17 protein-coding genes are annotated in these 14524 nt (G+C 36.4%); 9 read left to right on the forward strand and 8 right to left on the reverse strand.

The window, feature by feature from the left end; translation table 11 throughout:
* Positions 1 to 101 precede the first annotated feature (101 nt).
* Positions 102 to 752: a CPBP family glutamic-type intramembrane protease gene (locus CMCT_RS00075; RefSeq protein WP_034970178.1), complete on the reverse strand. Its 651-nt coding sequence runs from the start codon at positions 750 to 752 to the stop codon at positions 102 to 104.
* Between the two features lie 46 nt (positions 753 to 798).
* Between CMCT_RS00075 and CMCT_RS00080 the strand changes: the two genes are divergently transcribed.
* Positions 799 to 1698 (forward strand): bile acid:sodium symporter family protein, encoded by a 900-nt coding sequence (locus CMCT_RS00080; protein ID WP_034970176.1) that lies wholly within the window; start codon positions 799 to 801, stop codon positions 1696 to 1698.
* Positions 1699 to 1707: 9 nt separating this feature from the next.
* On the opposite strand, the gene CMCT_RS00085 is transcribed toward CMCT_RS00080, so the two are convergent.
* Positions 1708 to 2835 (reverse strand): HNH endonuclease family protein, encoded by a 1128-nt coding sequence (locus CMCT_RS00085; RefSeq protein WP_051654931.1) that lies wholly within the window; start codon positions 2833 to 2835, stop codon positions 1708 to 1710.
* Positions 2836 to 3195: 360 nt separating this feature from the next.
* On the reverse strand, positions 3196 to 5568 hold the full coding sequence (locus CMCT_RS00090) for a ribonucleoside-diphosphate reductase subunit alpha (RefSeq protein WP_034970174.1): 2373 nt from the start codon (positions 5566 to 5568) through the stop codon (positions 3196 to 3198).
* Positions 5569 to 5798: 230 nt separating this feature from the next.
* Between CMCT_RS00090 and CMCT_RS00095 the strand changes: the two genes are divergently transcribed.
* Positions 5799 to 6965 carry a Fic family protein gene (locus tag CMCT_RS00095; RefSeq protein WP_034970171.1) on the forward strand — a complete coding sequence of 389 codons (1167 nt, stop codon included), beginning with the start codon at positions 5799 to 5801 and terminating at the stop codon, positions 6963 to 6965.
* Positions 6966 to 7009: 44 nt separating this feature from the next.
* Here the strand turns inward: CMCT_RS00095 and purB are convergent, their stop codons facing one another.
* Positions 7010 to 8341, reverse strand: coding sequence for an adenylosuccinate lyase (gene purB / locus CMCT_RS00100; protein WP_034970167.1), 1332 nt, complete (start codon positions 8339 to 8341; stop codon positions 7010 to 7012).
* Positions 8342 to 8449: 108 nt separating this feature from the next.
* Between purB and CMCT_RS00105 the strand changes: the two genes are divergently transcribed.
* The gene (locus CMCT_RS00105; RefSeq protein ID WP_176324948.1) at positions 8450 to 9349 is read left to right on the forward strand and encodes an RluA family pseudouridine synthase; all 900 of its coding nucleotides are present in this window, start codon (positions 8450 to 8452) and stop codon (positions 9347 to 9349) included.
* A 27-nt stretch (positions 9350 to 9376) separates the two neighbouring features.
* Positions 9377 to 10021: a ferritin family protein gene (locus CMCT_RS00110; protein WP_034970165.1), complete on the forward strand. Its 645-nt coding sequence runs from the start codon at positions 9377 to 9379 to the stop codon at positions 10019 to 10021.
* Positions 10022 to 10042: 21 nt separating this feature from the next.
* Here CMCT_RS00110 and CMCT_RS00115 read toward each other — a convergent pair whose 3' ends face one another.
* The gene (locus CMCT_RS00115) at positions 10043 to 10246 is read right to left on the reverse strand and encodes a hypothetical protein (RefSeq protein ID WP_034970162.1); all 204 of its coding nucleotides are present in this window, start codon (positions 10244 to 10246) and stop codon (positions 10043 to 10045) included.
* 217 nt (positions 10247 to 10463) lie between these two features.
* On the opposite strand from CMCT_RS00115, the gene CMCT_RS00120 reads away from it, so the two are divergent.
* Complete coding sequence (locus CMCT_RS00120; protein ID WP_176324949.1) at positions 10464 to 10628, forward strand: hypothetical protein; 165 nt, start codon at positions 10464 to 10466, stop codon at positions 10626 to 10628.
* A complete protein-coding gene (locus CMCT_RS00125) occupies positions 10607 to 10780 on the forward strand; it encodes a hypothetical protein (RefSeq protein WP_176324950.1) in 174 nt (57 codons plus the stop codon). Before CMCT_RS00120 ends, CMCT_RS00125 begins: the two co-directional genes overlap by 22 nt.
* A 126-nt stretch (positions 10781 to 10906) precedes the next feature.
* Here CMCT_RS00125 and rlmN read toward each other — a convergent pair whose 3' ends face one another.
* A complete protein-coding gene (gene rlmN / locus CMCT_RS00130; RefSeq protein WP_034970159.1) occupies positions 10907 to 11983 on the reverse strand; it encodes a dual-specificity RNA methyltransferase RlmN in 1077 nt (358 codons plus the stop codon).
* On the reverse strand, positions 11980 to 12504 hold the full coding sequence (locus tag CMCT_RS00135; RefSeq protein ID WP_034970157.1) for a nucleoside phosphorylase-I family protein: 525 nt from the start codon (positions 12502 to 12504) through the stop codon (positions 11980 to 11982). The genes rlmN and CMCT_RS00135 overlap by 4 nt, the downstream gene beginning before the upstream one ends.
* A 409-nt stretch (positions 12505 to 12913) precedes the next feature.
* Here CMCT_RS00135 and CMCT_RS00140 point away from each other — a divergent pair, with 409 nt between their 5' ends.
* From CMCT_RS00140 to CMCT_RS00145, 3 genes are read left to right on the forward strand one after another with little or no spacing between them, the layout of a single operon-like run.
* Positions 12914 to 13075, forward strand: coding sequence for a hypothetical protein (locus tag CMCT_RS00140; protein WP_217903842.1), 162 nt, complete (start codon positions 12914 to 12916; stop codon positions 13073 to 13075).
* A gap of 1 nt (position 13076) precedes the next feature.
* On the forward strand, positions 13077 to 13217 hold the full coding sequence (locus CMCT_RS09235) for a hypothetical protein (protein WP_171993202.1): 141 nt from the start codon (positions 13077 to 13079) through the stop codon (positions 13215 to 13217).
* Entirely contained in the window at positions 13166 to 13297 is a 132-nt protein-coding gene (locus tag CMCT_RS00145; protein WP_176324952.1) for an SEL1-like repeat protein, read from the forward strand. The genes CMCT_RS09235 and CMCT_RS00145 overlap by 52 nt, the downstream gene beginning before the upstream one ends.
* A gap of 407 nt (positions 13298 to 13704) precedes the next feature.
* Here the strand turns inward: CMCT_RS00145 and hisF are convergent, their stop codons facing one another.
* Positions 13705 to 14460 (reverse strand): imidazole glycerol phosphate synthase subunit HisF, encoded by a 756-nt coding sequence (gene hisF / locus CMCT_RS00150; protein WP_034970155.1) that lies wholly within the window; start codon positions 14458 to 14460, stop codon positions 13705 to 13707.
* Positions 14461 to 14524 lie beyond the last annotated feature (64 nt).

The following is a 14524-nucleotide window of genomic DNA, read 5'->3' on the forward strand; positions in this document are numbered from 1 at the left end:
CATTTTAATTTTAAGTTTATAAATTTAAAATTTCACGTTTAAAACGATATTTATTATAAAATTTCAATTTTAAAGCTTATAAAAAATATTTAATTTATTTTTTAAAAAATATAATATAAAATTCCAAGCCCAAAAATATCAGCCAAAGCGTGAGATAAGAAGTATGGATAGAGATTTTTAACTCTTAATTTCTCATACAACAAAAAGTAAATACACCCCAAAATAAGCGTGATTCCAAGTGCTGACGTCACGCCTTGATAGGTGTGAAATGAGAAGCGAACAAACAAGGAGTAGATAAAAACGCCTTTTATAATTTTAGGATTTACGCTAAGGCAGAGCCCAATAAAGAAAAATTCCTCATAAAAGCCGTTAAAAAGCGAGTAGATGACGATTGAGGTGTCAATGTAAGATGAGGCTGGATAGGCAACACCTAAAATGTCTAAAAGCCAAAAATAGCCGTCCATTAAAAGTGCTAAAAAGCAAAATAAAATCAGGGCAAAAATCGTGCTTTTTAGTGTGATTTGAAATTTCAAAACGCTAAAATCATACTTTATAAATTTTAGATAGCAAAGGGCTAAAAAAAGCCAAAAAAGTTGTATCCTAAGCCCCAAATAATTATCTCTTTGGCTAAAATCAGTAAGACTTGCAAAGTCGCTTGTGTCATTTAGAAAATATATCGTTGAGGTGTAGGCAGCATAGCCAAAAAGTGTTACTGAAAGTAATAAAATATCTTTAAATCTTAAATTTCTCATAGTATTATTTTAGCGAATTTTTAAAATTTCCGCTATAATCGCACCTATGAAAGCACTTTTATTTCCGTTTTTAGCAGTGATTTTTTCGCTGTTTTGTTATAGTTTTGCTGAGTTTTTTGTGCCTTTTAAAGGGCTTATTATACCTTGTTTGATGACGATAATGCTTGGTATGGGGCTTACACTAAATTTAAGTGAATTTCGCGGTGTTTGGGCTAAAAAATATGCGGTCGTTTTTGGTGTGGCGATTCAGTTTGTAGCTATGCCACTTTTTGCACTTCTTGTTTCAAAAATTTTTGGCTTTAATGAGGCACTTACGATTGGTATGATGCTTGTTGGCACGAGTGCTGGGGGGACGGCGTCAAACGTGATAACCTACCTTGCAAAGGGTGACGTGGCGTTGTCTGTGAGTATGACGCTTGTTTCTACGCTTGTTTCAATTATTTTAATGCCGATTTTAATGTGGTTTTATGTGGATGCTAGGGTTGATTTGCCGGTGATGTCAATGCTTTTTGACTTAATTAAAATCACGCTTTTACCGCTTGTGGTGGGTGCTTGTTTAAATACATTTTTTAATAAATTCATAAACTCATTTAAGCCGTTTTTGCCCATAGTTTCAATGGTTGCCATTATCTTTATAATCGGCGTGATTGTAGCGGTTAATGCTAAGAATTTTGCTGATGTTGGCGTAGTTGTGGCTTGTGCAGTGGCTGTGCATAACGTGCTTGGTATGTTAAGCGGATATTTTGGGGCTATGGCGTTTGGCTTTGATAAAAAGACGGCTAGGACGATTGCCATTGAGGTTGGTATGCAAAACTCTGGTCTTAGTGTGGCTTTGGCGATGAAGTATTTTACATCAGTTTCGGCGCTTGCTGGTGCGATTTTTAGCATTTGGCATAACATTTCAGGTGCGATTTTTGCTGGGTGGTGCAGTAAAAGCCAAGATTAGTCTTGGCTTTTATAAATTTTGTCTTATAAAACTATATAATATTTCAAAAATTTCGTTCTCTCTGTTAATAATATCATTCTTACCCCACTCATCTTGCGGTAACTCTGATAACTGCTTAGCTTCTAAAAAGCTTGATGTCTTATATCTCTCTTTTTTAGATTTAAAATAATGATTACTGGTCTTTATGTTTAAAGATTTTTCTAGCCACATTTTATTGCCAATACTTTCTATGTATCTTTGATGCTCATCTTTGGTTATATTTTGATAGCAGGTATCTTGCCAGTTTCTAGGTAAGATATGTTCTACTTCACCTTTTATTATATTTTGATTTTCGTATTGCAAGTATAAATTTAAAGATATTAAAGTCTTTGTTAAAGCACCACTTCTTAAAAAATCCTCTTTAAATCTATTTTTAACATCTAATATACTTTTTACATCAACTCTAAAATCCAAATTGCCGTTATCGTAAAGATTGACATACGCATTAAATATTGGGTCTTTAACAGCATTGACGGTTGGATTGTTTATGTAAATCGCAAGTATATTTGATATTGCTTTTGATAAAAATGGCAATAAAATTTTATCACTAAAAAAATCTTTTTTATTGTCTTTGCAGTAAAAATAAAATGCTGATATGAGCGATTTTGGATACTGATTAGGGAAGTGGTTGATCACATCAAGAAATTGCAACGCCCTTTGGCTAAAATTTTCATTAAAAACACCAAGCCAAAAATCCGAAAGCTCTTTTAACTCATTAAAAAGATTGCCATCTTTTAAACGCTCTTTTGTATAAAATTTTCTAGAAGCTATCTCTTTGCTTTTATCCTTATTTCTAGCTCTAATAACGTGCGTGTAATATGTAAAAATAGTATCTATGCTAATATCTTTTTCTTTTAGACTTTCTTCTAGCTCTCGCCACCCTTTGGCAAAGTTTTCTTTGCTATCTTTATCTTTTTGATATCCGTAAATTATGCCTTTAAAGATATCAGCATCACTTAGTGGCAAACCTCTGTTGTTTAATGTATTAAAAATTCTAAGTGCATTTTCTTGCTCATCACATTTGATAAATAAAATTTTTAAACGACCTTTATCGTCTATTAACATTTTACAAAGTGGCTTAAAAAGCGTGTGCTCCATAGTATTTACTTTTTCTATAAAAAGTTAAATTTTTAGCCCATCCCACTAGTTTATTTTGCGTTGCTTTTTGTAAAGCACCACGCATAAAAGAGTAAGGGTTGTAAGATGTTGCTGTGTATCTGTGGCTTCGCATTTTTTTATCATTTAAAAACTACAATAAAACATAAAACATACTTACCAAAGTCAAAGCTTATCTTATCACGCTCTTTACTATTTATGTTGTTTTCTAAAATATTCTTAAAGCTATTCGCGCTGCGTTTTTGCCTCCCACACATATGGTCTTTGATATGTTGGGATAGCAAATTTATATTACTTTAAAGCAGTTATAATACGCTTTTTATTTTAGCTATTTTGCTAAATTTACTGACATCCTTCGCATTCTATTGAGCGGTCGGCGACGCTATTTACCTTTTCACTATCTGGGCTTTCTGAGCGTAGGTAATAGGTTGATTTTAGCCCTAAACTCCACGCAAGGGTGTAAATTTCATTTAAATATCCACCACTTGCCTTATCAAGGCTCATAAAGATATTTAGGCTTTGACCCTGATCTATCCACTTTTGGCGGATAGCACCGGCACGGATTAGCACCCTTTGGTCAAGCTCGTAAGCTGGTGTGTAAAACTGCCACGTATCAGGGCTTAAATTTGGCACGACATTTGGGATCATACCGCTTAGGTTATGCTCAAACCACTTGCGTTTATAAACCGGCTCAATGGTTTGGGTTGTGCCAACAAGTATGCTTATGCTTGAAGTTGGTGCGATTGCCATTAGGTATCCGTTTCGCATACCATCGGTTTTTACCTTTGCTCTTAGCTTATCCCAGTCGCAATTGTTTTCATCAAATAGCCCACCGCGATTTACCAACGCTTTTGCGTTTTCGTTTGCGATGTCTATTGGCATTATGCCCCTGCTCCATTTTGAGCCTTCAAAGCTAGGGTATCTGCCTTTTTCAACGCTTAAATTTGAACTAGCGTAGATCGTGTGGTAGCTGATATTCTCCATTACACTATCAATTAACGCCAAATGCTCGTAACTGCCCCATTTTACCTGCTTTGAGGCAAGCATTTGTGCCTCGCCCATTACGCCAAGTCCTATCGCACGAGTTTGCAGGTTTGTATCTTTTACCTTTTTATGCGGGTAGAAATTTAGATCAATCACGTTATCAAGCATTCTAACGGCTATTGGCACTACTCTTGCGATATCTTCTGGGGTGTTGATTTTACTTAAATTTATACTTGCAAGGTTGCAAACTGCCGTTTGCCCAGCGATAGGCTCTTTTTCTACGATGAAAATCTGATCATCTTTTATGCTATCAAGAGCTGAGAGTTTTTTAGCTTTTTTTGTTATCCCGCTATCAACTAAAACATCGTCCTCTTCGTTATAAAGGCTGATTTTGCCACTATTAAATGTAACCTTTATCTGATAGTAGTTTGGTTGTGTGTTTTGAAAAATTTCGGTGCATAAATTTGAGCTTCTAATTATACCGGTGTGGTTGTTTGGATTTGCTTTGTTTGCGTTATCTTTAAAGCCAAGAAACGGCATACCGGTTTCAAAATAGCTTGTTAGCACCTTTTTCCAGAGCTCTTTTGCAAGCATTGTATTTTTTTGTATCGTGTCGTCGTTTTCATACTCTATGTAGCATTTTTCAAATTCATCGCCGTAAAGGTCGGTTAGGTCGCTAACTTGTGCCGGATCAAAAAGTGTCCATTTTTCATTCGCTGCAATTCGCTTCATAAATAGGTCATTTATCCAAAGTGCTGGAAATAGCTCGTGTGCGCGGCGTCTTTCTTCGCCTGAGTTTTTACGTAAATCCAAAAAGTCGCTCACGTCCATATGCCACGGCTCTACATAAACAGCGATCGCACCCTTTCTCGTGCCAAGCTGATCGACGGCTACGGCGATATCGTTTGTAACTTTTAAAAATGGTATGATGCCACCAGCGGCGTTTTTATGCCCATCAATGCTGCCGCCCATAGCACGAACCTTGCTCCAATCCCAGCCGATACCGCCACCAAATTTTGACAGCAACGCCATCTCTTTGTAGCTATCAAAAATGCCTTCAATATTATCAGGTGTAGAGCCGATGTAGCACGAGCTTAGCTGGTGGCGTGGCGTCCTTGCGTTTGAAAGCGTCGGCGTGGCTAACATTACTTCAAATTTGCTAATTAGATCGTAAAATTTCTTAGCCCAGCCTTGGCTGTCAAGCTCGTTTTGTGCTAAAAACATCGCAATTGCCATAAACATATGCTGAGGTAGTTCAATTGGCTTACCATCTTTATCCTTTATCAAATAGCGGTCATACAGGGTCTTAATGCCAAGATAGGCAAACTGCAAATCGCGCTCTGGCTTAATGTAGCTGTTTAGATCATCAAGGTCATATTTTTCTTTAAGCCCTGGCACAATTCGGCCTGCCTTTTCGCCCTTGATAAGATACTCACGCAGGTGGTTATAGCCGCTAAAACCAGTAACCTTGTGATAAAGGTCGTATAAAAACAGCCGTGCAGCAACAAATGTCCAATTTGGGCGGTCAATATCAATTTTTTCAACCGCTGTTTTGATTAGCGTCTGCTGAATTTCTTCGGTCGTAATCATATCTCTAAATTGGATTTTCGCATCAACTTCAAGCTCACTAAGGCTTACATTATCAAGCCCAAGCACCGCTTCACTCGTGTATTTTTTGATTTTTGAGACGTCCAGCTCTTCTGTGCGTCCGTTACGTTTTACTACTTTCATATTTGCACTTTCTGTAAATTTTAATTTTAATGTGTGGATTGTATCAAAATAGATATAAAAACTCTCTTGCTCGAACAATAATTTTTAATCTAAAATTTGCTCATATTTTAGAAAAATTTTTAAAATATTGGAAGTAAAATTTTTAAAATATTGGAAGTAATAGAATTTAAAGTATAAAAAAAATATACTATAATAAGTATTTGTAATAAAAAATATGGAAGTAAAATAAAATGAAAAAAGAAGTAAATGACAAAAACATAACTATACCAGAGCCATCTTTTGGAAGCAATTTAACTAGTATTATTGTAGATTTAGAAAAGTTAAGAACCAAGCGACTTGGTGGCGATGTGCCTCCTTATATATTTTTTCAATTAAAAGATATTTTTCAAATTTTAGAAACATTGGGGTCGGCTAGGATTGAAGGAAATAATACAACGCTTTCTGAATATGTTGAAAAAATTATAGATAAAAATTTAACAGATGAAAGCGACGATGAGATAAAAAATTTAGAAAACGCTATAAATTTTATAGAGGATAATACTGATGAAAATACCAAATTTGACCGCGCTTATATTTCACAAATTCATAAAATTATTACAAATAATTTAACACCGCCTCCAAATGGCGAAGGATCTATGTATCCAGGAGAGCTAAGAAAGCACGATGTAAGAATAAAAAAGTCAGGGCATAAACCACCTATTCATATTTTATTGCCAGACTATTTTGATAGTTTTATAGAATTTGTTAATCAAGAACGCAAAGAGCAATATCAGCTTTTAATGGTTGCTATTGCACACCATAGATTTGAGTTTATCCACCCTTTTGACAATGGAAATGGTAGAATGGGGAGACTATTAAATTATGCTTTTTTAATTAAGCTTGGATTTAGAGTAAAGCAAGGCAGACTTATTAACCCATCCTCGGTTTTTTACACAAACAGGGATCAGTATTATAATATGCTTTCAAGAGCCGATAGTTTAAACCCTGATAACTTATTAGATTGGTGTGAATATTTTTTAAAAGGGCTTAAAAATGAAATTGAAAAAATAGATTATCTTTTAAAAAAAGAGTATGTGCAAAACGATATACTTTTACCTATGCTTAAAATAGCCCTTGAAAAAAAATATATCACAGAACAAGAATTTAAAATACTAACATATCTTGTTAAAAAGAATGATATGTGCATGAAATCTGAGGAGCTTAGCAAATTTAATATAAACAATTCAAAAGAAAAATCATATTTTATGTCTAGATTAAAAAATAAAAAAATGATTGCACCTACATCTGAAAATGGACGAATATACACGATATATTTTGCAAACAACTATTTGCTTCGTAGTACTATGCAAGTATTAAAGCAAAATGGTTTTATATCTGATTTTCTAAATAACAATTAACAAAAGATATTATCTAGCTATCGTTTTTTTGATAGCTAGAAATTTTACTTTTCAAACACCCTTTTAAAAATTCTATCCACGTTTTTTGTGTAGTATGAGTAGTCAAAACACGCTCTAATCTCGCTCTGGCTAAGACTTTCTCTAAGCTCAGCGTCGGCTAGTAAATTTTGTAAAAATAGACTTTCGCCATTTTCGTTTAAAACCGGCTTATTTTGCCCCAAATCAGCCCAAACTTTCATCGCATTTCTTTGCACGATTTTATAGGCATTTTCGCGTGAAATTTCACGTTTTGGAAGCTCTAAAAGCACACGTTGAGAAAATACTAAACCGCCGGTTAGGTTTAAATTTTTCATCATATTTTCTGGATAAACGACTAAATTTTTAACCAAATTTGTAAGGCGAGCGAGCATAAAATCAGCCGTGATAAACGCATCAGGCAGGATAAAACGCTCAACCGAGCTGTGGCTGATGTCTCTTTCGTGCCAAAGCGCTACGTTCTCCATTGCTGGTAGTGCGTAGCTTCTAAGCATTCTACAAAGTCCAGTTACGTTTTCGCTTAGCACCGGATTTCGCTTGTGCGGCATCGCTGATGAGCCTTTTTGACCGGGGCTAAAATACTCCTCGCACTCATAAACTTCGGTGCGTTGGTAGTGGCGAATGGCAACAGCGATCTTTTCACAGCTTGAAGCCAAAATCGCAATCGCACTCATCACCTGTGCGTAGCGGTCGCGCTGGATTACTTGATTTGACGCTGGGGCTGGGGACAAATTTAGCTCGGCACAAGTTAGCTCTTCAAGATCAAGTGGTGCGTGTGCAAAATTACCCATCGCGCCTGAAATTTTACCAACTGAGATGACCTTTTTTGCGTGTTTTAAAAGCTCTAAGGCACGAACGATCTCATCATACCAAATGGCTAAAACTAATCCAAAGGTTATCGGCTCTCCGTGAATTCCGTGTGAGCGTCCGACCATTAGTGTGTTTTTGTGTTCAATCGCACGTGATTTTATCGCTTCAAGAAGCTCAGCGATATCAGCCTCAATTAGCTCTAAACTATCACGAATTTGAAGTGCGACAGCTGTGTCAATGCAATCTGAGCTAGTCATACCAAAATGCACAAACCTGCTCTCATCGCCAAGGCTTTCGCTTACACTTGTTAAAAATGCGATGACATCGTGCTTTGTTGTAAGCTCAATCTCATCAATCCTAGCTACGTCAAATTTTGCGTTTTGACAGATTTTTTTGCAGTCCTCATTGCTAATAAAACCAAGCTTATTCCACGCTCTAACCGCCGCTAGCTCCACTTTTAGCCACGCATCGTATTTTGCCTGTTGCGTCCATTTTTCACTCATAATCTTACGTGAATATCGCTCTACCATAATCTGCCTTTTACAAAATTTTAGTATAATTTTAGAATTATGGATTATATAAAAATGGCTCTTATAGGCTGGTTAAATTCCTATAAAATTTAGCTTAAAAGGAAAAATTTGCCCTACGTAAATAAAAAAATTGCAACTGCAAACGGCGAAAAAGCCTATGAAATTTTGCTAAAAAACGGATACGATACGAAAACGGCTCAGCGTTTGATTGATAGGGCAAGGCTTCATTGTAACGGCGTTTTGGTGAGCGAGAAAAATGCTATTTTAAAGGGCGTCGTAAGCCTTATTGATTACGAGTGCCGTCCGCTTGGGTTAAAGCCGATTTATGAGTTTAGCGACTTTGCGGTCTTTGATAAGCCAAGCGGTGTGCTAAGTCACCCAAATGGCAGACATTGTAAGTATAGCCTAAATGATGAAATTTGGTCGCTTTTTGGACGAGAAGCAAGTGTGGCTCACAGACTTGATAGAGAGACTAGCGGACTTATCGTGGTGGCTAAAAATAGAATTTCACAGGTTAAATTAAAACAAATTTTTGAAAGCCGAAAAGTTAAAAAAAGCTATCTAGCCGTGGTTTTTAATAGAGTTTATTTAGATGAATTTTGCGTTGATTTGGCTATGGATTTGGCCGATGATTATGATGATATAAAAACTCGTATGAAAATTTGCGAAAATGGCAAAAAGGCAGTAACGAAATTTAAGGTTTTAGAGCGTTTTTCTAACATTACACTGCTTCGTTGCTACCCGATAACTGGCAGACAGCACCAAATTAGACTGCATTTGTTTCACGTGGGACATAAAATTTTAGGCGAACCGCTTTATGGGCTAAATAAAACGCAAATTAGCGATATTTTAGATGGCAAACTAAGCCAAATTGAGCGGATAAATCTAACGGGTGCGGATAGACTTTTGCTTCACGCTGATGAAATTTCGTTTGAATTTGACGGACAAAAATATGAATTTAAGAGCAAAATGGACTTTAAAGATGAGTTTTATAATAAATTTGTATAATTTCATTTTATCAATTAAGGAGTAAAAATGAGAAAATACGAAACGTATAAATGTCAAAAATGTGGCAATGAAGTTGAGGTGCAAAATGTCGGTGGCGGGACGTTAAGTTGCTGCTCGGAGCCTATGGTTTGCGTGACTGAAAATTTAACGGCTATAAATTTAATGAAAGCGTTTGCAGGAGAAAGTCAAGCTAGAAATAAATACGAACTTTACGCAGATATAGCAAAAGAGGCTGGTTATCACGCTATCGCAAGGCACTTTTACGAGGCGGCTGAGAATGAGAAGTGGCACGCAAGAGCAGAGTTTAAACGCTATCACGAGCTGATAAACGATCCGATTGACAAAATGGACGCAAATCTAATCGCAGCAGCACAGGGCGAAAGATACGAGCATGAGATAATGTATCCTGAGTTTGCAGCTATTGCAAAAGAGGAGGGATTAAGGGATATTGAGAGGCTATTTAACGCTATTGGTAAGGTTGAGGTTGAACACGAGCGTGAGTATTTGGAGCTAAAACGAATACTGCAAGATGAGGGATTTTTTAGTAGTGATGATGAGGAGATTTGGGTTTGCGAGGTTTGCGGACACGTCCATCGTGGTAAAAAAGCACCAAACGCCTGTCCTTTGTGCAAAGCCGGACAAGAATACTTTAAGAAGGAATTTTTGGGGTAAAAAATAGCCGATTAAATTCGGCTATTTTAGTCTGAAATTTTCATTTTCTTTTGCGATATTTTCAAGTTCTGTTAAATTTTCTCTACTTTGTTTTAATAGCTCGTCAAATTTAAATCCTAGCATTACAATCCTATAAAGTTCTGGCTTATTTTTACGCCAATTGTAAATCGTCTTTGTGTCTATTTTTAAAATTCCAGCCATATCTCTTTGAGTTAAATTTGTCATTTTATGCCTTAAAAATTTATACGATTTTATGGCATACTTATTTATTTTTATAAAGGAGAAATTATTATTGATATTAACAAAAAAGGTATCATAAGTACGGGCGGTCAAAAAAATGATGGCGGACACGACCATAGGACAAATAAGGGAAATGATAGAACTCCTAGTCAAAAAGAGGGTGATGAGAAACGTAAAAAAACAACAAAAATAAGGAGAAGTAATGGCTGAAATGGTAGAAAAATATAGAAAAATGCTAGAAGATGGCACTTATGATAATGAGTGGGAGTTAATGAATGCTGAGGGCATAAATATTGATGACCTGTATCAAGATGAGGAAGATGATGAAACAAAAGAGGAGGAAGAATGGGCTTTTGGGAAAATGTAAAAAAAGTTGGTAAAGAAGTTCTAAATAGTGCCCTTGAAACTATGGAATATAAATTGCAAGAGTTAAGCGACGAAAAAATCAGAGAGCTTCTGAAAAAATCGCCAAACAATAGCCATTATATCAAAGAAGCTCGGAGGCGTGGCTTGATATAAGCGGATTAGTTTTAGTCCGCTTTTGTAACGTCGCAAAATTAAACATTTTTCTCATCCCTTAAAACTTTTAGTATCATTCCAAGTCCGCCCACTACGACGATAACTATAAAAATAAGTTGCGCTATGTCAAGTCCGCTCATATCCGTCCTCCTTGCTTCGCTCTTTTAGCTGACCGCAAGCTGCTGAAATATCAAGTCCTTTGCTCTGACGTATTGTGCAACTTACACCGTGAGCCGACATATAGTCTTGAAATTCCACCATTGTTTTTGTGTCTGGTCTAGTATACTCGCTACCTTCGTGTGGGTTAAAGTAGATGAGATTTACCTTTGCCTTTATGCCGTGAAGTAGCTTTACGAGCGTTTTTGCGTCCTTTATGCTGTCATTTAGCCCCTTTATCACGAGATATTCAAACAGCACACGCTTACGCATATCAACTGGAAATTCACGCACCGCTTGCATTACGGCTTCTATGTTGTATGCCTTATTTATTGGCATTAGCTTCGTTCTAAGCTCATCAGTTGTAGCGTGAAGTGATATGGCAAGTAAAACGCCTAAATTTTTTTCACCGAGTTTTTTTATCTGACTTGCTAGACCGCTGGTTGATATGGTTTGGCGACGTGGAGCGATCGCAAGTCCGTCGTTTTCTTTTAAAATTTGCACCGCTTTTGCGACATTTTCGAGGTTATCAAGCGGTTCACCCATACCCATATATACGATGTTTATACGGCGTTCGTATGGGATATTGTTCGCTTTTTTTATCCATAAAATTTGCCCTACGATTTCGCCGGGCGTGAGATTTCTAGTTAGTCCGCCCTTTGCCGTTAGACAAAACGAACAGCCCATACGACAGCCTACTTGTGAGCTAACACAGATCGTGTATCTGGCGTGGCGTTTGATACCGCCGTCCTCGTGCGTTAGCTCCTCTTTCATTGGTAAAAGTACGCTTTCAATACGTGAGCCGTCAGTTGCCTCAAAAAGATATTTTATGCTCTTGTCGCTACTCGTTTCAGAACGGACGCATTTTAACGGCTCAAAGTGAAAATTTTGGCTTAATTTTTCACGCATATCCTTTGGTAAGTTTGTCATATCGTCAAAACTGTTTGCGTATTTTTTGTAAATCCACTCGTAAATTTGCTTGGCTCTAAATTTTGGATTTAGTTCGTTTTCAAGCTCACAAAGCGTCAAATCTAGTAAATTTCTCAAATAATCCCCTTGTGTTCTAGATATTCGCACAAAATATCTTTTGCAAGAGTGTGATTTGTGATGAAGTCCTTGTGTGCGTTTTCGTTACAAAAATTTGTAGCGATAAATATGCCACGAGCAGGTATTTGAAACTTTTTTGCGACCGATAAAACCGAGAAAAATTCCATATTTTCAGCATACGCCCCGAGATTAAAAAGCTTATGTGCTGAAGCTTCATCTTTTGTGATAAAATTTGATGAGTTTATGAATGTTTCGTGTGAAACATCGTTGAAAATTTCTTGTGGAACAGGTACGTATGACTTTGCGTCAAGTAGCGAAATTTCAATGTTTGCAGCATTTTGGCTCTCAAAAATTTCAAACAAATTCCCCTCTTTGTAAAGCCCAGCCGAACCAATAAATATAATGCGATTTGGCATCTTTTTACATAAAATTTCAGTTAAATTTATCGCACTCTCAACAAGCCCAACACCTATTGGTGTAGCAAAGTCAAAACTCTCGCTCTTACCAGCACAAACTATCATTTGCAGCCTTTATAAAATTTTAGTAATCATATCAAAAAAGCGATAAATTTTAGGATAATTTTTGAAAAATAATCGTATTTTATATAGTCTATAGCAAATTAAATATGGATATTTTTAAAACCACACCTTATACAACAAAGCGGTCAAGATAGCCGATAACGAGAAGCAAAAATCTATCTCATACGCCTTAAAACTCTAAATAAGAGTTGTAAAATGGATTTTAGCCTTGAAAATGTGCTAAGTGTGGCTAATAAATTTTATAACATTACAAAGACCGAGTGCGATGAAAATGGCATTAAAATAAACTTTTAAGCAAATATAACGTAAAAGAAGGCTGATTTTTAGGCAACTGTGTATTTTCTTTGGCATTTTAACCTAAGTGCTCCAGAGAGAATCAAACGTATTTTGGATGGGCGAGATGCCAAAACAGATAGCCTCACGAACATATAAATTTAGTTTTTTTGTAAATACAGATAAGAGTGTCAGCCTAAAAGAGATCGTCCGAACCGACGATGATAAGACAGAAAAACTCTCAAAAATGTTTTTAGCAAAAGTTTATAAAAGGGATTAAGATGAAAAAATTTATTTTGTTTTTAAGTGTTTTTGCCTTTGCAAATGAGGCTAAAATTTCAGAGTTACAAAGTAGTTGTGATAACAAAATATGTCAGATTGCTACGAACTTGGCAATGCTTATGCGTTTGGTAATGGCGTGAAACAGGATTACAAAAAGGCAGTAGAGCTGTTTAATAAAGCCTGTGACGGCAAGGTTGCCGATGCTTGTTGGAGTTTGTAAATGGCTTAAATGTAGAAATAGAAGAAAAAAGGTTGTGATTACAGCAAAAAGGTGTGTGATTTGGGCAGATTTTATCGTGTTTTGCCTTTGCGACTCTAAGTGGAATTTATGGCGATACAAATATCCAAAAAGAATACTTCAAAAAAGCGTGTGAGCTAGGAAAAATCGGACGAAAACGACAAATAGCTTATAAAATAGCTTGTGAAAGTATATAAAATTTATGATTTTAAGTCTTTGATAATGAAAATTTATAGGTTGCTATAAAAATTACTCAACTGATTTTTTGATGGTTTGAACGTTTTTAGGCCATGATTTTTTATCATTAAATTTTTTATTCAAAATGATATTATTGATATTTTATGATTTTAAAAAGAGCGTTTTAAAGGAGCGAGTAAATTTTCGATTAATCACACTCTCACTTTCACGCCGTTTTGTGACAGATACGTTTTAAGGGCTAAAATTTCAATCTGCTTAAAGTGAAAAATACTAGCAGCCAAAGCTGCGTCCGCACCCGCTAAAAATGCGTCCTTAAAATGCACCATTTGCCCGGCTCCGCCACTTGCGATGACTGGGATGCTTAGCTCACGGCTCATCGTGCCAGTTAGCGTCAGCTCAAAGCCGTCTTTTGTGCCGTCTTTGTCCATTGAGGTTAGCAAAATCTCCCCAGCACCACGATTTGCCACCTCTTTTGCCCAACTAAATGCGTCAAGTCCAGTGTCAATCCGACCGCCGTTTATAAAAACGTTATATCCGTTGGCTGTTTTTTTTGCGTCTATGGCGACAACTACGCATTGTGAGCCAAATTTTTTAGCCGATTCATCTATGAGATTTGGATTGTTTATTGCAGCCGAATTTAGGCTTACTTTATCACAACCCACGTTTAAAAGCCTTGAAATATCGTCAATCTCTCTAATCCCACCACCAACCGTTAGTGGTATAAAAAGCTCACGAGCAACTTTTTTAACGACATCAACGATAGTTTGATTGCCTAAATGTGAAGCCGTGATGTCTAAAAAACAAAGTTCGTCAGCACCCTCGGCGTTGTAGCGTTTTGCGACCTCTACTGGATCGCCAGCATCAACAAGCCCTACGAAATTTACACCCTTTACCACTCGTCCATCTTTTACGTCTAGGCAAGGGATTATGCGTTTTGCAAAAGTCATTTTAAGCCTTTAATTTTTACTGATTTTAACTAAATAAAGCTTAATGCCCTATTTTTCTTAAAAT

Origin of the sequence: Campylobacter mucosalis, from assembly GCF_013372205.1 — a bacterium.
Classification (GTDB): domain Bacteria; phylum Campylobacterota; class Campylobacteria; order Campylobacterales; family Campylobacteraceae; genus Campylobacter_A; species Campylobacter_A mucosalis.

Bases quoted from the DNA above. Each gene is read 5' to 3' on its own strand.
- CMCT_RS00075 (WP_034970178.1), bottom strand. From the start codon at position 752: ATGAGAAATTTAAGATTTAAAGATATTTTATTACTTTCAGTAACACTT.
- CMCT_RS00080 (WP_034970176.1), top strand. From the start codon at position 799: ATGAAAGCACTTTTATTTCCGTTTTTAGCAGTGATTTTTTCGCTGTTT.
- CMCT_RS00085 (WP_051654931.1), bottom strand. From the start codon at position 2,835: ATGGAGCACACGCTTTTTAAGCCACTTTGTAAAATGTTAATAGACGAT.
- CMCT_RS00090 (WP_034970174.1), bottom strand. From the start codon at position 5,568: ATGAAAGTAGTAAAACGTAACGGACGCACAGAAGAGCTGGACGTCTCA.
- CMCT_RS00095 (WP_034970171.1), top strand. From the start codon at position 5,799: ATGAAAAAAGAAGTAAATGACAAAAACATAACTATACCAGAGCCATCT.
- purB (WP_034970167.1), bottom strand. From the start codon at position 8,341: ATGGTAGAGCGATATTCACGTAAGATTATGAGTGAAAAATGGACGCAA.
- CMCT_RS00110 (WP_034970165.1), top strand. From the start codon at position 9,377: ATGAGAAAATACGAAACGTATAAATGTCAAAAATGTGGCAATGAAGTT.
- CMCT_RS00115 (WP_034970162.1), bottom strand. From the start codon at position 10,246: ATGACAAATTTAACTCAAAGAGATATGGCTGGAATTTTAAAAATAGAC.
- CMCT_RS00120 (WP_176324949.1), top strand. From the start codon at position 10,464: ATGGCTGAAATGGTAGAAAAATATAGAAAAATGCTAGAAGATGGCACT.
- CMCT_RS00125 (WP_176324950.1), top strand. From the start codon at position 10,607: ATGGGCTTTTGGGAAAATGTAAAAAAAGTTGGTAAAGAAGTTCTAAAT.
- CMCT_RS00135 (WP_034970157.1), bottom strand. From the start codon at position 12,504: ATGATAGTTTGTGCTGGTAAGAGCGAGAGTTTTGACTTTGCTACACCA.
- CMCT_RS00140 (WP_217903842.1), top strand. From the start codon at position 12,914: ATGGGCGAGATGCCAAAACAGATAGCCTCACGAACATATAAATTTAGT.
- CMCT_RS09235 (WP_171993202.1), top strand. From the start codon at position 13,077: ATGAAAAAATTTATTTTGTTTTTAAGTGTTTTTGCCTTTGCAAATGAG.
- CMCT_RS00145 (WP_176324952.1), top strand. From the start codon at position 13,166: ATGTCAGATTGCTACGAACTTGGCAATGCTTATGCGTTTGGTAATGGC.
- hisF (WP_034970155.1), bottom strand. From the start codon at position 14,460: ATGACTTTTGCAAAACGCATAATCCCTTGCCTAGACGTAAAAGATGGA.